Raw genomic sequence first — 18,991 nt, forward strand, 5'->3', positions numbered from 1 at the left:
TCCAGGAGCGCGTCGCGGCGTGCGAACAGGCAGGCATCCCTCGTTCCTGCCTGGTGGTGGACCCGGGCATAGGGTTCGGCAAGACGGTGCAGCACAATTTTGAGATCATCCGCCGGCTCAAAGAGTTCGCTCGTTTGCAGTTGCCTTTGTTGGTGGGACCGAGTCGTAAGTCCTTCGTGGGTGCGGTCACCGGACTGCCCCCAGACCAGCGCCTGGAAGGCACAGCAGCCGCAGTGGCCGCCTGCGTGCTGGGCGGCGCCCATATCGTGCGCGTGCATGACGTGCAGGCCATACGGAGGGTTGTCGCCGTAGCCGATGCCATTGCGGCTAAGGTAGCATCGGTGTCCTAAGTGGAATATGCGCAAGGAGAACTCGAGGTGGTACTCTTTCGCATAGGCTTCATTCCCGTGACCCCCTTCGACGTGCTGGACATCGTGGTCATTTCCTACATGCTCTATCGCGTCTACTTCTTCATCCGCGGCACCCGCGCCGCCCAGATGACCGTGGGCCTGGTGGTGATCCTGGTCCTTTCGGTCGTGGCGCCACTGTTTAACTTGGGTGCTCTGAGCTGGCTCTTTCAGAACCTGAAGACCATCTGGCTGGTGGCATTCGTGGTGGTGTTCCAACCGGAATTGCGCCGGCTCCTCATCTATTTGGGACAGACGCGACTTGCCCGCTACTTCGTGAGCGTTGCTGGGACGCGCACGGTGGAAGAGGTCATTAAGGCAAGCATCGAGCTTTCCAAACGCGGCTACGGTGGGCTCATAGTGATGGTAAAGGAGACAGGCCTTCGCACAGTTGTGGAGACGGGTGTGCGGTTGCAGGCCGAGGTTTCTATGCCCCTCATTGTGTCCATTTTCAATCCTAGGTCACCCCTGCACGATGGGGCGATCGTGATTCAGAACGAGCTCATCGAAGCTGCACGCTGCATTTTGCCGCTCTCAGAAAGCCAGGAGCTGGACCAGACGCTCGGCACGAGGCATCGGGCTGCAGTGGGCCTCAGCGAAGAGAGCGACGCGGTGGTAATCGTGATTTCCGAGGAAACAGGAACCATTTCCATCGCTTACAAGGGTATTCTCAAACGCGGATTCGACGAGCAAGGGATGCGCAGAGAGCTTGAGCAGGACCTGCGCATTACTCCCACATAGTGAACCGATGGAAGGGACAGGCGTCACAAAGCGAGGAGGCGACGCGCATGATTACTCGTGAACAGGCCGAGAAGGCGCGAAAGCGGGCACTGAAGTTGCTCAAGAAAGCGGGTATCGTCCTCACAGAGGACGAGAAGCGGAATATCGAGGTGGCCGACTTTGGCCTTGGAGAGCTGGAAAGCACTGGGCTGGAGCTCGTGGTGTACGTGAACACCGACCGCGTGTGTGCCAAGGAGCTGGTGCTTTTTCCCTTTCAGACCTGTCCTGAGCATCGTCATCCGCCAGTTTCCGGCGAACCTGGCAAGGAGGAAACGTTTCGCTGCCGTTGGGGTACCGTGTACCTGTACGTACCCGGCGAACCGACGCCCAGCCCTAAGGCTAAACCTCCTAAGGGGCGTGAACGGTGGTATACCGTATGGCATGAGGTCGTATTGACTCCAGGCATGCAGTATACCCTCCCCCCAGACACTCTGCACTGGTTTCAGGCAGGACCGAAAGGGGCGATAGTCTCCGAGTTTTCCACCACCAGCCGTGACGAGGCCGACGTTTTCACCGACCCCGAGATTGAGCGCATCCCGGTGGTGGAAGGCTAAGGAAGGAGTGGCATTTTTTTTGGTTCTTCCCACCTGAGCGTGCAAAAGGGAGACCCGCCAAATGGGTCTCCCTTTGCACTTTGCAACGCCGGGGATGGCCGAGCCGGCCGCATCCGGGGCTCAGAAGGTGCGGACGATGGTGAAAGTGTAATGGCGGATTGGCATCAAGGTGCGCTCCACTTGCGTGTAGTTATAGTTGAACAGGTTGGCCACATCAAACCCGATTTCGGCGCCTAACAGGCGGTACCCCAAGCGAACGTCGGTCACCTTTTGCGGCACACGTTGATCCCGGGGATAAACCTTCACCCGTTCCAATCGGCTCACGTAACGGTAGTCCGCGCCCACGCGCAGCGGGCCGTAGCTCACGCTCACCGTAGCGGTCAGCAAGTGGCGTGCCCGGTAGGCCAAATAGTCATCGTCAGTAAGGTCCCAGGGCTCGAGAAACGTGTACGACAACGCCGGCGTCAACCGTCCCCGCCAGAGGCTAGCCTGGAGGTTAACCTCCAGGCCACGGATCCTTGCCTCCGTGACGTTCACAAACCTCACCGTGCCGCTGGCGTCAGGCTCCGGTTCGATCAGGTCACGATATTGGCTGTGGAAGAAGGCCAGATCGGCCAGCAAGTAGCGAGTGCATTGGTGGTTGACGCCTATTTCGTGCGACCAGGCTGATTCCGCACGCAAGTTGAGGTTCGGGACTACCCGCAAGCCGGAAACCACTACGTCTGTGAACCGCTCTGCCACACTCGGCGCGCGGAAACCGCGGCCGGAGGACAGGCGGAGCGTTGTCCCCTGCCGCGCCTTCCAGACCAGGCCCACCTTGGGGCTCAGTTGCTGGTCATCGATGCCGATGTCGATGTGGCTGAGGTCAAAGCGACCGCCGACAGTGAGCTGGAAACGCCACGGGAGCTTGAACTCGTCCTGCGCGTAGAAGGCAAGGTTGTAAGCTTCGTGATTGTCGAACATGGTCGACTGTACCCGATCGAATGTACCTTCCACACCTGCCGTTAGCGCATGACCGCGGCCGGGCAGAAAGTCGCTCTGCACTTCAAACCCCACCTTCTCCGCAGATGAGTAGTCGTTGTTGTCATGGAAAAAGTTCTCCCACCGGTTGCGGAAGTAGGACAGTCGCCCCTTGAGCCCCACCTTCTCGCTCAGCGCATGCCGATACACGGCGTTGAAATTTGCCTTCCAGGATTTGACTTTGTCGCCCACTGCTGCTTCGGGCGCTTGCAGTGGGTGGTTTTGGCTTTGCCACATGAAGCTGCTGCCATACTCCGAGCCGTTCCAATTGCTGGTCAACGCCAGGTGCACCTGGGGCGAAATTCGCCAGCCAAGCTTAGCAGTCAAATTGTAACGCAAGAGGTTGCCGTTCTCGCGGTAACCGAGCGATTCTGTCCGTCCGCCGGCAATCATCAGCTCCCCGCCATCAAAGCGCCGACTGTGGCTGATGCTGGTTTCGTTGAAGTGCAGAAGCCTATCGGTCCAGCGCCATTCGGGGTAAGCAGGTTGGTCGTAGAAGCCAACAAGCAAACGGACCTGTGTCACAGGACGCGGGGTGGGTTCCTTGGTGATGATGTTAATCACCCCTCCCATGGCACTGGAACCGTAGAGAGCCGAGCCCGCGCCCTTAACGATCTCGATGTGGTCTATCTGGCCGGGCGAGATAAGATCCCACTTGATGTCCCCGCTATCGCCGGGGAGGATGGGTACCCCGTCTACAAGGTAGAGCACCCGCGTGCCGGCGCCGTGGCTGTAGCCGGAAGAGCCGCGGATGTTCACCTGGCTGCCCATAAAGTTGACGCCAGGCGCATATTGCAGTATCTGCTCAAGATTGAACTCGCCGATCTGGTTTAGGCGGGCCTGGCTGACCACAGAAACGCTCACCGGTGAATCGGCAATCTCTTGATAACGCTTGCTTGCAGTGACCACCACTGAAGGCGCCTCGATGATAGTCTCCTCCATAAGGATCACGAGCTCAGTGCGCTCGCCGGCGCGAACTTCTACATTGGGCTTTGACACGATGGCGAAGCCAATCATCGACGCCTTCACCGAGTACCGACCGGGAGGAACTCGAGGGAGGAGAAAATTGCCGCGCGCATCGGTGGCCGCCCCCAAAAGGGTGCCTTCTAGCATGACGCTTGCTCCCGGGATCGGCTGGCGAGTTTGAGCCGACAGCACCGTCCCAGCAATGGAACCGTATCGCTGTGCTGTTGCCGGCGCCGCAGCTGCAGCCCACAACGCGACTGTCGTCAGGGCGGCCCACATTTGTCTTTGTAGCTGCATGGTCAACCCTCAATGGCGATGGTTTGTTGGCTGAACCGTATGGCTGGTCCTGCTCGCTTGGCGGCTACTGGCTGCCGCCGAGAAAGACATCGATATCGATACCCTGCAGCCTGGTGCTGCCGTCAGGCACCACCACCGGCCCGAAGCGTAATCCCTTGATGCTCGTCAAGCCGATGGGGGCCCCCTGTTCGAGAAGAATAGCCGCAAGGAACCAGTAGGTGCCCGGTGGGGCGGAGATGGTGTAAGAAACCTCCGTGCCACCAATGGGCAGGGAGCCGCTGATGTAGAGGTCCAGGAGCGACGGCAGTTTCGTCACGGACAAAGGGCTCAGAGAGGCTACCACGAAGAGGTTCTGGGCGCCTGCGGGCCAGGAGCCGTGAATGTGCAGAGCGCCGTTGATGGAGCTTTCGAAGTAGGGGCGTGCCCGCTTGAAGTTGGCTCCCATGTTGATCCCTTTCACCACCGTCCTCTGAGGCACCTCCACTTGACCAGGACTTAACGAGTCGCTGCCGACGAAGTAGACACCAATGATGTTGTTCACATTCCACTCGTGGCCCTTCTCCTTCCAAACCACCGCTACGGCGCGATAGAGTCCTGGTGGCAGGAAAATGGTGTAGTGGGCGGAATCCACACCGATCGGGAGAGGCTCGCCCACATCCAGCTGACTTATTCCCTTGGGTGGAAAGTCGGTGGAAGCCACCACCAGGATTTGCTCGGTATTCTCCGGCCAGGTACCATGGAAGGTAATGGTGCCGCTGATGCCGCTGGTGAGGGGACCAAGCCCCTTGTCGACCTCGCACGCCACGAGCGCAAGGCTCAAAGCAGCGAGGGCTGTAAGCAGGTTTCTCATTGGCCAAGTGCCCTCAAGTCTGCGCAAAAAAAGGTGCCCCTCCCTCGTAGCGCCCGAAGAAGGGGCACCTATGTGCCTCGGACCGGCGTTACAGCTTGATATCGACACCCACCATGAAGTTCAGAGCGTCAAGTTTGTAAGTGCCGGCCATATTGTCGTAGCTGGTGACCATGCCAGTGGCATCCTTGACTTCGGCCCAGGTGCTCACGGTACGATCGCCGATGAACATCTTCTCCACACTGGCATGCACCATGCCAAAGGGGAGCTGGTAGCCCACACCGATTCCCGCCACGTAGCGACGGTTGATGTCCGGGATGGTGGGATTCAGCGTGTGGTCAGGAGGTACCCCTGGCTCGGTGTAGAAAAAGCCACGCACCTTGAACGCCTGCAACGAGTACTCCAGGCCCAGGCTGGCGCGGATAGCGTCTTTCCACTCCTCGGTCAGCTCACCCAAGTCGGTCCCGTCCGCCTTCTTGATCTTGATGATGTCCCAAGCCGACCACTGCGTGAAGGCCACATCCGCCGCCACAAGGAGATTCTGGATGCCCGTGTAGGCGACGCCAAATCCGACCTCCATGGGCAACGGCAGATCGGCGGTGACGTCGACCTCCACCGGCGCAGTAGCAGGCTGTTGCGTCTGCGGGTTGATGGTTGCCCCGGAATAGACGCCGAGCGCCTTGGCGTAACTTGCCTGGTCAATTTGGCCGCCGGCCAGGAGTGCGTCTAGCTGCGCCTTTAGCGCGTTGAATTGCTGCGGAGTGGGCTTTGCCGTGTAGGTGAGCATCGACACGGTCCCTTCCAAACCCTGGTCAAGGTAGTAACGCCCGGCCACACCTACCGTCAGGCACTCGGTGACCTTGTACTGGAGACCGAGGTTGGCCCCGAAGCCCCATCCGTCTCCTACCAGCTTCTGTTCGGTCAGCAAATGGTCAAAAGGCCGAGCGAGAAGCCCAAGCTGCGTCAGCAGCGGGTTCAGCGGGGTGAGCTTCAACGGATTCGGTGTGAAGACTGGCTGGCGAATCTCAATCTGGTTGCTAACAATGCTCACTCCGAGACCAACGGACAGCTTGTCAGTCACCTGGTAGGCGATGGAGGGGTGGATATCGATGACCTTCAGGTCGTCCTCCACATCGATGTCGGGATACAGGGGGTTGTACGTGCCGGTCTCAAGGAGATTCCACTTGGAGCCCAGGCCGAAGGGGGCAAACACCGAGATGCCGACGGCCAACTTGTCCATGCCGTAAACAAACCCGGCGGCTGGCAGGTAGAAGGTCTGCGGCTCGTTTTCCACCTCGGCGTCCCGCAGCGCACCTATCGCTGGACTAGCCAGGTACTTGCCCTTGGGGGCGACGATCTCGAAGCTGCCGCCAAAGTGAAGCCCTTTGATCTGGGTCAATCCGGCGGGGTTCCAGTACATGCCACTCCAGTCATTGGCCAAGCCGCGATATGCACCCCCCAGGGCCGTTGCCCGCGCCCCAATGCCGGTCAAGGCTACTCCCGATGCAAACACGACAGTGAGCGATGCCAGAGCGAGCACAACCGCCAGTGACAGGGCAAAAAGGGGTCTTCTCATGCGTTCCTCCGTGCTGTTTCTTCCCTTGACTTGCTCCACTTCCGCCCATCCTGCCACACCGTTGCTTCTCAGCGACTTTCCTTTCTTGAATCCGAGCACCTCACCTCCTTTCGGCGTTGGTTGTTTCACTCATCGGAGCGAAAAAGGCCACGGCTGACGTATTGCAAGGAACATGAGACTCGAACCAAGCAGGGCCAGATTCTTCGTAAAGTTGATCATCTCGCTCATTCTCACCATGGGATCTTGCACCTTCCAAAACGCATGCATGCTGAATGTGACCGGCACCAGAAAGATCACCAGCGCGACCACTCCCACCGTGGGGCGGTAGCCCGTCAGAAAACTCAGGCCTGCCACCAGGAGGAGGAGGCCAGAAACCACCACCGCCACCTTTGCAGCTGGAATACCTTTCGAGGCCGCATAGGCACTCATCGGTCCCAACTTGGCAAAGTGATTGATTGCGTTGAATAGATAATAGACCCCCACGACTATTCGTCCGACAAGAAAGACCACCTGCATCATGTTCTCCTCACTAGTTGGTGCCAGACGTCTTGGGGACTCCGGAAAAAGATTTCACCGCCAAACCTGTTTACTAAGATAGCAAAAATTGCGAGATTGTCAAGATTTATTTCACTAAGAATAAAGGAGTTCAGACCTCTGAAGCTCATTCAACAAAGGCCTTGATTTTGAACGAATAAGTCGTACATTTATGAATGGCAGTTCATTCAGTGCAGATGTCGGTCGTCTCTAGACGTGAGTTGGGAGCAGATTCTGGCGTAGGAGGAGCCGGGCCATGGGAGAAGACAAACGCGAGCGAATCATGAAGTCGGCGATGAGGATGTTTGCCAAGAAGGGCTTTTTCCACACCAAAGTGTCGGAGATAGCGCGGGGCGCCGGGGTGGCCGATGGTACGACCTATCTGTACTTTAGGAGCAAGGACGACATCCTTATTTCTCTGTTTGAGTCCGAGATGGAGCCCATCCTGGCCCACGTGCGCCGGGAGTTGGCAAAGGAGACCTCAGCGACAAGCAAGCTGCGCAGGTTCGCCTCGCTCCACTTCCAGATGGTGGAGAAGAACCAAGATTTGGCCATGGTGATTGTGGTGGAGCTGCGGCAGAGCGCCAAGTTCATGCACGAGTACCCGGGAACAAAGTTCAAGGAGTACTTGGACGTCATTGCTGGCATTGTCGAGGAGGGGCAACAGAGCGGTGAATTCCGCGCAGATGTCCATCCCAGCATCGCCAAGCAGGCCATCTTCGGGGCGTTGGACGGTCTGGCCACCAACTGGATTCTGTCCAAGAGGACCAAACGCGGCCTCAGCGACTTGGCGGACCAAGTAGCAGATCTTTTCGTACAAGGTCTGGTTGCGCACCCCCATTAAGGCTGCGGCAGAAAAAAGGTTTTGACTTTTTGCCAAAGAGTGATAAATTCGGAACGGCTGAACGAGAATGCGGGTAGATGGACCTGTTGGTCCGATGAGAACTTAAGAAGCTGAACGCCACCTTTGCATGTTTCGGACACGAGCGGCATGGTGAAGTAGGACGGGAAGGGCTGCAATATGACAGAGATGCTCACGAAGCCGACGCGGCAAATCTACTGGAACATCCCCGGCTACGGATGGCTTTACCTCCTGTTCGCGGTCGCGTTAGCAGTGTTTGCTTATGGCGTGTACCGCCGGGTCAGGCTGTGGAGGATGGGCAAGCCTGAGGAGCGCTTTGACCAGCCTCTGCGCAGGCTGTGGAAGGTGTTCGTGGAGGGCATCTTGCAGAGGGCTGTGGTGCGAGACGCATTCCCGGGACTGATGCACGCCGCCATCTTTTTCGGCTTTGTGGTGCTTTTTATCGGTACCCTCATCGTCTTGCTTCAGGCCGACTTTGGGCTCAAGATTCTGTACGGGCGGTTCTACCTGTACTACTCCTTGGTCCTGGATCTTTTCGGTGTGGTCTTCATAGTGGGGCTGCTGATTGCGTTGTTTCGCCGTTATGTGCTGCGGCCGCAGCGGCTGAACAACCGCGCAGATGATGCGGTTTTGCTCAGCATGCTTTTGCTCATCGGCATCAGCGGTTTTTTCATCGAAGCCACACGCTTGGCGGTGACGCGTTCGCCGTGGAGGGCATGGTCACCGGTGGGCAACTGGCTGGCGTCCTTCTTGGCGACCATGCCGGAGGCAGAAAAGTTGGCCATGCATCGCCTCTTGTGGTGGGGTCATCTGGTACTGTCGATGGGTTTTGTAGCCTACATTCCCTACTCGAAACTTTTCCACATCTTTGTTTCGCCGGCCAACGTGTACTTCGGGTCTTTGGGAGCGCGCGGTGAGCTGCTCCCCATAGACCTCGAGGGTTCAGAGACTTTCGGCGTCTCGCGCATGAGCGAGTTCACATGGAAGCAGCTCTTCGACCTGGACGCCTGTACCTCGTGCGGGAGGTGCCAAGATGTCTGCCCTGCACATGCCACCGGGAAACCCCTCTCGCCTAAGCAACTCATTCTGGACTTGCGCGAACAGATGGACGTGGAGGCCAAGGTTCGCGGGGATGGAGGTGATAGCGGAGCTGCCAGGGCGCTGCTGGGTGGCGCTATTGCCGAGGATGTGCTGTGGAGTTGTACCACCTGCTTCGCATGCCAGGAGCACTGTCCGGTAGCCGTGGAGCATGTGCGCAAGATCGTGGACATGCGTCGAGCATTGGTGCTGATGGAGGCGCGCTTCCCTCAGGAACTCAGCCTGGCGTTCAAGGGCCTTGAGACTAACGCAAACCCTTGGGGGATGTCCAGTGCTTCCCGCGCTGCATGGGCTGAAGGGCTGGAGGTCCCCGCGATCCAGGACCGTCCGGATGCCGAATACCTATGGTTTGTGGGGTGTGCGGGCTCATTTGATGATCGGGCGGTCAAGATTTCGCGCGCCCTGGCGCGAGTGCTCAACGCCGCAGGTGTGAGTTATGCCATTCTGGGCGCAGAAGAAAGCTGTTGTGGGGATCCAGCCCGCCGCTCGGGCAATGAGTACGTGGCCATGACGCTCATGCAGCAGAACGTGGAGCTTTTCGCCCGCTACGGCGTCAAGAAAGTGCTCACGGCCTGCCCCCACTGCTACAACGTGCTGAAAAATGAGTATCGGCAGTTTGGCGGCACCTACCAGGTGGTGCACCATAGCGAGCTTTTGGCGCAACTGTTGGCGCAAGGACGCCTGCGCCCAGCACGCGCGGCTGAGGGCACGGTCGTTTTCCACGATTCCTGCTACCTTGGTCGATACAACGGCATCTATGAACAGCCGAGACAGGTGCTGCGGGCAGTTGCTGCAACGGGTGTGCGTGAGCTTCCGCGGCGCAAGCAGAGAAGCTTTTGCTGTGGTGCAGGCGGTGGACGGATGTGGATGGAGGAAAAGCTGGGTACACGCATCAACCATGCCCGCGCGGATGAGGCCCTGACCACAGGCGCACAGACAGTGGCGGTGGCCTGTCCCTTCTGTCTGGTGATGTTGGATGACGGGGTCAAAGACCGAGGCGCTGAGGAACAGATGCGGGTGATGGATATTGCCCAACTCGTGGAGCAAGCGCTGTAGTGCACACGAAGACCGATCCTGAGGGGTCTTACGGTGGGGCGTTATGTGGCAAAGATTCCTGAATGGCCGGAGGAGGAGCGGCCACGAGAGCGGCTCTTGGCCCACGGCCCAGAGCGACTAGCTGACGCGGAGCTGTTGGCCATCATTCTTCGCACCGGCTCCGGACAGGCCACGGCGCTGGACCTGGCGCGGCACCTGCTCCAGGAATGCCAAGGGTTCCGCGGCTTGGATGGGCGCTCGGCCGCCGAACTCTGTCGACAGGACGGCATCGGCCCGGCCAAGGCCGCACAGATCAAAGCGGCCTTGGAAATCGGCAAGCGCCTATTCAGAGAGCAGAGCCGCGTGCGCGAGAGGGTCGCCTCCAGCGCGGATGTCTACGAAGTGGTCCGTGCGCACATGCGCGACCTCCCTCGCGAGGTGTTCAAGGTACTGCTCCTCACCAGTCGGCACAAGCTGTTAGCGGAAAAGACCATCTTCGAAGGGAGCCTCACCGAAAGCGTGGTCAGTCCGCGCGAGGTAGTCTATGAGGCATTGACCCAGCAGGCAGCCGCAGTGGTGTTCGTCCACAACCACCCAAGCGGCGATCCGTCCCCCTCGCCGGAGGATCGCAACATCACGAGGATGCTCAAAGAGGCCTGCCAGTTGGTGGGGATCACCGTCTTGGACCATGTCATCGTAGGAAAAGACTCGTACTTCAGCTTTGCAGACGAGGGTTTGTTGTGAACGAGGGACGATAAAGAGCTGGATAATGGTCCCATAGGGTAGGACGGAGGAACCGAGGAGACCAAGGTGGAAATTGCTCGCGTTGTGGGCACGGTAGTGTCTACATGCAAGGACGAAAAACTCGACGGAACCAAGTTGCTCATCGTCAATGTGCTTACCCCAGAGGCAAAGCCTACCTCGACCTACTTGGTGGCGGTAGACACCGTGGGCGCAGGCGAAGGAGAGGTGGTGCTCATCGTGCGTGGCAGTTCCGCACGCATGGCAAAAAACATGACGACCACGCCTACCGACACAAGCATTATCGGCATTGTCGATACCTTGGAGCTGGAGGGGAAGGTAGTCTTTCAGAAATTCAGGGAGTAGGCGCCTGGTGGTTGCGGAAGGGCGAGGTTGATGAAGCTGGGAAAAGTCATCGGTAAGCTCTGGTGCACGCGCAAGGACGAACAGCTGGAAGGAGTGAAGCTGTACGTCATGCAGCCGCTGGATAAGAACCTGCAACCATTGGGCAAACCGCTTATTGCTGCCGACGCGGTGGGCGCGTGTGAGGGCGAAATCGTCTACTGGGTCAGCGCGCGCGAAGCGTGCTATGCCATCGACGGCCGCTCCATCCCTTCCGACTGTTCCATTGTGGGTATACTGGATGACATCTATGTCGCTCCGGAGCAGAAGGGGGCCTGAGGCATGATCATCGGCAGAGTAGTGGGTAACATTCACGCCACCATCAAAAAGTCCTGCTACAACGGACGAAAGCTGCTTCTGGTGCAGCCGGTAGCTCCGGACCTGACGCCCCTGCACGACCTGATCGTTGCCGTTGACAGTGTAGATGCTGGGGAGGGGGACCTGGTTCTGGTGGCGCAGGAGGGGAGGGCAGCCGCCGACATCTTGGGCATGAAACAGGTGCCTGTGCGCAGCGTGGTGGTGGGGGTGATTGACCATTTTGACATGATCGCAGAACACAGAGGGTGACAAGTGACACAATCAGTCTATCAGATCAAGCGCGAGATCATCGACATCTGCCAGCGCATCTATCAGCGCGGCTATGTGGCGGCAAATGACGGCAACGTGAGCGTGCGCATTGACGAGAACCGAGTGATCATGACGCCCACAGGGATGAGCAAAGGTTTTCTGAAGGTTGACCAATTGGTGATGGTGGATATGCAAGGGCACCAGATCGGTGGCACGCTGAAGCCCTCTTCAGAGGCCCTGCTCCATCTGGACATCTACAAGCATCGACCGGATGTGCGGGCGGTGGTGCACGCCCACCCGCCTACAGCCACCGGATTTGCAGTGGCGGGAATCCCTCTCACCAAGTGCGTGCTGCCGGAGGTCATCATCAGCTTGGGCGCTATCCCTCTTGCAGAATACGCCACACCCGGCACGCCAGAGCTCCCGCAGGTGATCCGCGATTATCTCAAAGACCACGACGCAGTGCTCCTGGCGAACCACGGGGCGCTCACCATCGGCCGTACCCTCATCCAGGCCCACTACCGGATGGAAACCATCGAGCATTTCGCTAAGATCATGCTGGTGGCGATACAGCTGGGTAGGGTGAATGTGCTGGAAACGGAGCGCGTGAATCAATTGCTGGATTTGCGCCAGAGGCTGGGACTGGACCATGGACGTCCGGCATGCGAGCCGTGTGAGGCCGAGGGAAGAGCTTCTGAGGATAAACCTCGCTCAGGTGACCTTTACGCCGAACTGGCACGGGTAGAGGAGGAGACTGCCGCGCGCATGATTGGCCAGCTGCGGGGTTCGTCGGAGTAAGACCTAGACAGAGGGGAGGGTACTATGGGGTTGCGCTGCCTATTTCTGTTCTTGCTGGGAGTGACAGGGTGCTCACTACAGGCCCAGGAGAAAGACGCACTGACTGGGTTGTTCCAAAGGTCGCAACAGGCGTGCGAACAGGGCCGGTACCTGGAAGGAGCGAAGCTTTTGCGCCAGGCCCTGTCCGAGCTCAACAAGGTGATCGTGGCTGGCGTGGAGCAGCTGCTCCCTGAGCCCGAGCGGGGCTGGGAAGCCCAGATGACCAATGCGGATGCGGATGAGGACATGCTCATCACAGGGCTCAGGGTGTGGCGGCAGTATGCAAAGTCCAATAGCGCGCAGATGGTGGAGGTGGAGATCACAATAGGTTCTCTGGCGGCCGGTGATCTCATGGTGTGGCTCACCAATCCGCGAGAGATGGAGAGGGCCAGTGAGGGGAGCAAGTTGGTGACCATCGACGGACGGCGATGGGTTCGTAAGTTTGTGGAGCGCGACCAGACTGCGGAGCTTGCGACCGTAGTGGGGGGAGATAGGGTGGTGCGTGTACGGGGCTACAACCTCCGCAGTGCTGAACCTGCGGAGCGCTACGCCGCGCGCGTACCACTGCAGAAACTGGAACGGCTGTTCCACTAGCGGCTGCTTGCGGTCCGTACCGTTCCTCTCCTTCCAGCAGGCAAGCCAACAGACAGGAACAGGCCGCTCTGACGCAAGGATGGCGGTGCGCATACCTGAAGACAAAATCAATGAGGTCCGCGAAGCATCTGATATTGTCGAGGTAGTCTCTGCCTACCTCACTCTGAAAAGGCGAGGCACCAATTTCTTCGGCCTGTGCCCCTTTCATACCGAGAAGACCCCTTCGTTCAGCGTCAACCCGCAACGCCAAATCTTTCATTGCTTCGGGTGCGGTGCGGGGGGAAACGTCTTCACCTTCCTCATGCGTATCGAAGGCATCACGTTCCCCGAGGCCGTGCTGCGACTGGCGCAGCGCGCTGGGATTTCCATTGCCCTCCAGACGCTGGACGAACAGGAGGCGCGCTTGCGGGAGAGTGTGTATGCCGCCAATCGCCTGGCCGCCGAGTTCTTCTATCGCAACCTCGCCCAAGCCCCAGAGGGAGCTCCTGCCAGGGCTTACCTGGAGTCCAGGCACCTGGAGCTGCAGGTATTGGGCAAGTTCGGCCTCGGCTATGCACTTGACCGGTGGGATGCTCTCATTGCTCATGCCGCTAGCAAGAAGGTGAGCGTGGAGGCTCTGAACGCAGCGGGCCTGGTGGTGGCCAGGGACGACGGCGGCTACTACGACCGGTTCCGGCATCGACTGATGTTCCCCTTTTTCGACGTCATGGGCAAGGTGGTGGGCTTTGGTGGTCGGCGCCTCCGAGAAGACGAGCAGGCCAAGTACATGAACTCGCCGGAGACGATTGTCTACAAGAAGGGCACCACACTCTATGGCCTCTACCAAACCAAGGACTATATTCGCCAGAGCGAGACTGCCATTCTGGTGGAGGGCTACATAGACCTGCTGAGTCTGTTCCAGCGGGGCATTCGCAACGTGGTGGCTTCTTCGGGCACGGCGCTGACCGAGGAACAGGCCGCACTGTTACGGCGTTACTGTGAGCAGGTCGTGGTCCTGTACGATGCCGATTCGGCCGGTTCTTCGGCGGCAGTGCGCGGTGCCGATATTCTTATCGCCAAGGGCTTGGATGTGAGGGTGGCGCGTCTACCGAGTGGGCATGACCCGGACAGTTTCATCAACGAGCACGGCGCCGAGGCGGTGGCTACTCTGGTGGGACAAGCGCAAAGTCTGGTGGAGTTCAAAATCGGCTCTTTGCGCCAGGCAGGGTTTTTTGAGACTCCGGAGAAGAAAGCACGCGCAATTCACACCGTGCTGAACTCTGTTGCGGTGATTCCCGACGACATCAAGCGCAACTTGGTGGTGCAGCAAGTGGCGCAGATGCTAGAGATGGATGAGCGCTTCCTTGCGGCAACGGTCAATCGCCTGCGACGCGGCGAGCGGTGGGAAGACCTCAAGACAGGTGCGGTGGCCGGGACTGGCCCAGCACTATCGCGTGCTGATCAGGCGGAAAAGCTGTTGGTCTCGCTCATGGTCAGCTATCCCGAGATTATCCCCAAGGTTCGCCAGTACTTGAACGCCGATCACTTTCGACATCCGGGGCTCCAGGCCTTCGTGGCGGAGCTTTGGGCTGCCGAGGACCGCGGCCAGCGCCTGGACCCCACAGGCAGCGTCGCCTTTCATGCCGATCCGGACCTGGCCTCCCTCGTTGTGGCTGCTACGACCGAAGAAGAGCGCCAACCCGGGCTCTCTCTTGCCGAAAGGGAGCAACTTATGAGGGACGCCATTGCCGTGCTCAGGCGGCGTCCGTTGGAGGAGGAGCAGCGGGCGGTGCGCGTCCGCATCAAAGAGCTGCAGGCGGCACGACAGAGCACCACTGAGGCAGTCATGTACTACAAGCAGCTGGCCGAAGAGCTCAAGCGGATCGATGAGTGGCGGACACGAGGGGATGCGACTCTTAGCGGTAAGCAACAAGCGTGAGCGGCCCACTGTGAATCAAGGGTGAAAAGAGCTTGAATTTCGGGGTGGAAATGTCTAAACTTCCAGGTGCCGCAGAGGCTGGTGCCCGTGCCCGGACGCGCAGGGTGATGGTGGGCAGCGTTGCCATTGGCGGGGGTGCGCCGATCTCCGTGCAGTCGATGACGAAGACAAAGACTGCCGATGTTGCTGCCACCCTTGGCCAGATCCAGCGGCTTGCGGAGGCCGGGTGCGAGATCGTGCGCGTAGCGGTGCCAGACCGCGACGCGGCCGCGGCCCTGCCGAAGATCGTGCGGCGATCGCCCATCCCGGTGGTGGCGGATGTCCATTTCGACTATCGCCTGGCGTTAGCAGCTCTGGAGGCCGGGGTACACAAACTGCGCATCAATCCCGGCAACATCGGTGGCGCGGAGCGCGCCCGCCTGGTGCTGCGCGAGGCCAAGAGCCGGGGCGTGCCGGTCCGTATTGGCGTGAACGCGGGGTCACTGGAAAAGGACTTGTACGAAGAACACGGCGGAGCAACGCCTGCAGCGCTGGTGGCAAGTGCCCTGCGCCACGTGGCGCTATGCCGGGAGCTCGGCTTCGAAGACATCGTCCTCTCCCTGAAGGCCTCCGACGTGCGCACCACCGTTGAGGCTTATCGGCTTGTGGCCACGCAGGTTGATTTCCCTTTGCATGTGGGCATAACCGAGGCAGGCACGAAATGGACCGGCACCATCAAGTCGGCGGTGGGCATCGGCACGCTGCTGGCCGAAGGGATAGGTGACACCATCCGGGTCTCGCTCGCAGGCGACCCGGTGGAAGAAGTGCGCGTGGGCCACGAAATCTTGAAGAGCCTCCAGCTGCGCCGGGGCGGCCTCACGGTCATTGCCTGCCCCACGTGCGGCCGCACCGAGGTGGACGTGGTGCGCATCGCAGAGGAGCTTGAACACCGGCTTGTGGGCATGGACAAGAAGCTCACTGTGGCTGTGATGGGATGCGCAGTGAACGGTCCGGGAGAGGCACGGGAGGCCGACCTGGGGGTGGCATGCGGCAAACATACCGCCCTCCTCTTCCGCCGCGGCACCGTGGTGGGCAAGATACCGGAAGCCGAGATCGTGCAGCGACTTGTGCAAGAAATTGACGCATGGCCCACAGAAGGGCATGCACAGACTAAGAACGAAGCTGAGGGGAGCCTATGAGCGGAAGCGAAGAGACCGTATTGGTCCTCGGTGGGGCTGGGCTGGTAGGGTTCCAGGTCTGCCGGCGCATTGCCAAAGACTTGAAGCCGGCGCGTCTGGTGGTTGCCTCGCTGTACCAGCGCGAAGTGCGCGAGGCACTGAAGGAACTGCAGAAAGAGTTCCCAGGGGTGCAGTTCGAGGGATGCTGGGGGAATGTGTTCACGAGGGCGGAGTTTTCCCAAAAGGATCGCGCCGAGATCCTCGAGAGCCATACCTGGCGGCGCGCGGTATTTGACGACGTCTTTGGCGACAAAGAATCCGCCTTCGCTACCTCCAAGTTGGTGGAAATCATACTACAATACAAACCGGCCGTCATCGTGGATACCATCAACACTGCTACGGGCATAAGCTATCAGGACGTGCATACGACGTCCCTGGAGATTGCGCACATGTTGCGCGACAGGTGGGAGGAGGCCGTCAAGAGCGGTCACAGCGAGCTGCACTTGAGCAAGGCCGACGTGCGGCTCATCGAAACATTGCTCGTCAGCCAATCCATTCCGCAGCTCATTCGCCACGTGCAGCTAGTTTGGGATGCTATGGTGCAAGTGGGTACGCGCGTGCTGGTCAAAGTGGGGACAACTGGCACGGGTGGTATGGGGTTGAACATCCCCTACACCCATAGCGAAGACAAGCCGAGCGCACGCCTCATGTCCAAGACCGCGGTCGCCTTTGCGCACACCGGGCTCCTCTTTCTACTGGCCCGCACCCCAGGAGGGCCCATCGTCAAGGAGTTGAAGCCCGCCGCGATGATCGGGTACCGCAAGGTTGATTACCGCACCATTCGTCGACACAACGAGCCGGTCAGACTATTTGCCAGCAAGGTGGAGTCGCTCGGTGAGCAGATGAATTTGGCACCGCGCCGTGACTTTACCGAGGTGGGCGAGCTGATGATGGTGGGCGTGGACACGGGTGAGAATGGATTTTTTACCTTGGGTGAATTCGAGGCCATTACCTCCATGTACCAAATGGAGTTTGTGACGCCGGAGGAGATTGCGCAGAACATAGTCCTGGAAATCAAGGGCAGCAACACCGGCAAGGATGTGATCGCCGCTATCGACGGCGCGGTGATGGACCCCAGCTATCGCGCCGGTTACCTGAGGCAACCGGTGATCAACGAGATGCAAGCCCTGGAGAAGCGCACCAACTCCCACAGTGTGGCGCTCGGCCAGCTGGGCCCGCCGGAGTTGTCCAAGCTCTTGTACGAGGCGCACCTGCTGAAGATCAAGTACAAGACCCTTGAGGCGGTGGTGGCGGAGCGGCCCGAGCAGATCTCACGGACGCTGTGCAACTACCTGAAACGTCACCCTATTCGGCACGTCATCACCTCGATCGGGCTCCCCATCCTTTTGCCTGATGGCAGGCATATCATGCGCGGTCCACGCGTAAACATCCCCGAATATCGTGGCGAGTGGACGGTGCCGGTGACACCGGAGGCGGTTGAGCGCTGGGCTGCCAAGGGGTGGGTCGACCTTCGGCCGCAAAACTGGGCCCTGTGGCAGGAACGCTTCCGGGAGATGCTGCGCTCGGCTGCCGGCTTCGTCAGCGAGGGCTCGGCAGCCTTTGGTCTGTCCACCTACTTGTGGAAGGAGATTCGCATCGGTGAAGTGGTCGCCTGGATTTTCAACAACGACCCGAAGATCGCAGGCTATCGGATTAAGGCGGTGTAGGCGAAGCGGGCTCGCCTTTGTCCTCGGCCTCGTGGGCCTCTGGTGGGGCTCTTGTTGGGCGCAGCAGATAGAGACGAGGCCTGCAGGCGTCTACACCAATCCGCGCACCTGGCTCGTGGACTTTTCCTGGAAGGGCGTGGCCAAACCGTCCACGCAGCCGGAAGAGGGAGCGCGTGCAGGCAAAGAAGGTCAGTCCTGCCGGCTGCTGGTCTGGATCAGTCGACCGCGAAGCTGGGATGAGCAGTGGGCCCATGAGCCCCGATGGCAGGGCGCGCGCCCAGCGCTGACCTTTGTTGACCCCCACCACGGCAACCTGATAGATGCCTGGGTCAAGGAAATCGGGCTGGCAGGGGACTCGTTGATCATCAGACGGAGCATGCTCATCACCTCGTTCGAAGTCACCTACGCGATCGACCCAGAGCAGGTGGGCTCTTACGATCGACGGAGTGAGCTTGTGCGGCGCTACACCAGGTCGGAGGATGGCATCCAGGCAGGTGGCCAGGTGCGCAGGTTAGCCCGCGAGGCAGTGGGTGAGGAGCGAAACCCCTATCTGTGCGCGCGGCTCCTCTTTCGCTGGATTGTGGCCAACATGAGCTATGCTGACAAGGTGGAGCGCTACGATGTGCGCGAGGCTTTGTCCACGGGAAGCGGCGACAGTGCCTTGCTTGCCATGCTCTTTGTTGCCATGTGCCGTGCGGTGGACATCCCCGCGCGCATAGTCTGCGGACATTACACCACTGGCGACCGAGGTGCTCACGTCTGGGCGGAGTTCTATCTGCCCAATTACGGCTGGGTGCCGGCCGATCCGGCTGCGGCCGAGCGCGCGAGCCCGAGCCAGGCCACTGAGGCGGTGCTTAAGCGGTACTTTGCCCATCTGGACAATGAGCGCATCATCGTCTCCAAAGGGACGAACATACTCCTTTGGCCGCGGGTGCGCGGTCGCTGGCTGAGGAACTTTGGTTTAGAACCAAGCGGCACCTCGCGCTTGATGGTGATATCCGATTTTGCGCTGGAAGGCGTCGCTGGCAAGGTCAGGCACAGTTACACATGGTCATTTGAGGAACGGTAGGGA

At 59.6% G+C, this 18,991-nt stretch carries 19 protein-coding genes; 15 read left to right on the plus strand and 4 right to left on the minus strand.

Features of this window, described 5'->3' with window-relative positions:
* From ONB25_08515 to ONB25_08525, 3 genes are all read left to right on the plus strand, one after another.
* Positions 1 to 350, plus strand: a 350-nt coding sequence (locus tag ONB25_08515; protein ID MDZ7392920.1) for a dihydropteroate synthase, incomplete at its 5' end; no start/stop codon positions are given.
* A 27-nt stretch (positions 351 to 377) separates the two neighbouring features.
* The gene (cdaA, locus tag ONB25_08520; GenBank protein ID MDZ7392921.1) at positions 378 to 1,148 is read left to right on the plus strand and encodes a diadenylate cyclase CdaA; all 771 of its coding nucleotides are present in this window, start codon (positions 378 to 380) and stop codon (positions 1,146 to 1,148) included.
* Between the two features lie 47 nt (positions 1,149 to 1,195).
* Entirely contained in the window at positions 1,196 to 1,741 is a 546-nt protein-coding gene (locus ONB25_08525) for a D-lyxose/D-mannose family sugar isomerase (GenBank protein MDZ7392922.1), read from the plus strand.
* A 120-nt stretch (positions 1,742 to 1,861) separates the two neighbouring features.
* On the opposite strand, the gene ONB25_08530 is transcribed toward ONB25_08525, so the two are convergent.
* The 4 genes from ONB25_08530 to ONB25_08545 all read right to left on the minus strand — a co-directional run bounded on the left by ONB25_08530 (position 1,862) and on the right by ONB25_08545 (position 6,966).
* Positions 1,862 to 4,006: a TonB-dependent receptor gene (locus ONB25_08530; protein MDZ7392923.1), complete on the minus strand. Its 2,145-nt coding sequence runs from the start codon at positions 4,004 to 4,006 to the stop codon at positions 1,862 to 1,864.
* An 82-nt stretch (positions 4,007 to 4,088) separates the two neighbouring features.
* Positions 4,089 to 4,874 carry a hypothetical protein gene (locus tag ONB25_08535; protein ID MDZ7392924.1) on the minus strand — a complete coding sequence of 262 codons (786 nt, stop codon included), beginning with the start codon at positions 4,872 to 4,874 and terminating at the stop codon, positions 4,089 to 4,091.
* Between the two features lie 88 nt (positions 4,875 to 4,962).
* Positions 4,963 to 6,447, minus strand: a complete 1,485-nt coding sequence (locus ONB25_08540) for an outer membrane protein transport protein (GenBank protein ID MDZ7392925.1) — start codon at positions 6,445 to 6,447, stop codon at positions 4,963 to 4,965.
* Positions 6,448 to 6,576: 129 nt separating this feature from the next.
* Positions 6,577 to 6,966 carry a DoxX family protein gene (locus tag ONB25_08545; protein MDZ7392926.1) on the minus strand — a complete coding sequence of 130 codons (390 nt, stop codon included), beginning with the start codon at positions 6,964 to 6,966 and terminating at the stop codon, positions 6,577 to 6,579.
* 271 nt (positions 6,967 to 7,237) lie between these two features.
* On the opposite strand from ONB25_08545, the gene ONB25_08550 reads away from it, so the two are divergent.
* From ONB25_08550 to ONB25_08605, 12 genes are all read left to right on the plus strand, one after another.
* Entirely contained in the window at positions 7,238 to 7,825 is a 588-nt protein-coding gene (locus tag ONB25_08550; GenBank protein ID MDZ7392927.1) for a TetR family transcriptional regulator, read from the plus strand.
* Positions 7,826 to 8,002: 177 nt separating this feature from the next.
* On the plus strand, positions 8,003 to 9,997 hold the full coding sequence (locus ONB25_08555) for a heterodisulfide reductase-related iron-sulfur binding cluster (protein ID MDZ7392928.1): 1,995 nt from the start codon (positions 8,003 to 8,005) through the stop codon (positions 9,995 to 9,997).
* Between the two features lie 33 nt (positions 9,998 to 10,030).
* A complete protein-coding gene (gene radC / locus ONB25_08560) occupies positions 10,031 to 10,720 on the plus strand; it encodes a DNA repair protein RadC (GenBank protein ID MDZ7392929.1) in 690 nt (229 codons plus the stop codon).
* A 66-nt stretch (positions 10,721 to 10,786) separates the two neighbouring features.
* Positions 10,787 to 11,083: a EutN/CcmL family microcompartment protein gene (locus tag ONB25_08565; GenBank protein MDZ7392930.1), complete on the plus strand. Its 297-nt coding sequence runs from the start codon at positions 10,787 to 10,789 to the stop codon at positions 11,081 to 11,083.
* A 30-nt stretch (positions 11,084 to 11,113) separates the two neighbouring features.
* Positions 11,114 to 11,398, plus strand: a complete 285-nt coding sequence (locus ONB25_08570; GenBank protein MDZ7392931.1) for a EutN/CcmL family microcompartment protein — start codon at positions 11,114 to 11,116, stop codon at positions 11,396 to 11,398.
* Between the two features lie 3 nt (positions 11,399 to 11,401).
* A complete protein-coding gene (locus tag ONB25_08575; protein ID MDZ7392932.1) occupies positions 11,402 to 11,686 on the plus strand; it encodes a EutN/CcmL family microcompartment protein in 285 nt (94 codons plus the stop codon).
* 3 nt (positions 11,687 to 11,689) lie between these two features.
* Entirely contained in the window at positions 11,690 to 12,484 is a 795-nt protein-coding gene (locus ONB25_08580; GenBank protein ID MDZ7392933.1) for a class II aldolase/adducin family protein, read from the plus strand.
* Positions 12,485 to 12,508: 24 nt separating this feature from the next.
* Positions 12,509 to 13,117 carry a hypothetical protein gene (locus ONB25_08585; GenBank protein MDZ7392934.1) on the plus strand — a complete coding sequence of 203 codons (609 nt, stop codon included), beginning with the start codon at positions 12,509 to 12,511 and terminating at the stop codon, positions 13,115 to 13,117.
* 85 nt (positions 13,118 to 13,202) lie between these two features.
* On the plus strand, positions 13,203 to 15,035 hold the full coding sequence (gene dnaG / locus ONB25_08590; protein MDZ7392935.1) for a DNA primase: 1,833 nt from the start codon (positions 13,203 to 13,205) through the stop codon (positions 15,033 to 15,035).
* Between the two features lie 50 nt (positions 15,036 to 15,085).
* Positions 15,086 to 16,213: a flavodoxin-dependent (E)-4-hydroxy-3-methylbut-2-enyl-diphosphate synthase gene (ispG, locus tag ONB25_08595; protein MDZ7392936.1), complete on the plus strand. Its 1,128-nt coding sequence runs from the start codon at positions 15,086 to 15,088 to the stop codon at positions 16,211 to 16,213.
* The gene (locus ONB25_08600; protein MDZ7392937.1) at positions 16,210 to 17,919 is read left to right on the plus strand and encodes a hypothetical protein; all 1,710 of its coding nucleotides are present in this window, start codon (positions 16,210 to 16,212) and stop codon (positions 17,917 to 17,919) included. The genes ispG and ONB25_08600 overlap by 4 nt, the downstream gene beginning before the upstream one ends.
* Before the next feature lie 31 nt (positions 17,920 to 17,950).
* Complete coding sequence (locus tag ONB25_08605; protein ID MDZ7392938.1) at positions 17,951 to 18,988, plus strand: transglutaminase-like domain-containing protein; 1,038 nt, start codon at positions 17,951 to 17,953, stop codon at positions 18,986 to 18,988.
* The last annotated feature ends 3 nt before the right edge of the window (positions 18,989 to 18,991 follow it).

This window comes from candidate division KSB1 bacterium (genome assembly GCA_034506335.1).
GTDB lineage: Bacteria > Zhuqueibacterota > Zhuqueibacteria > JANLFK01 > Oleimicrobiaceae > Oleimicrobium.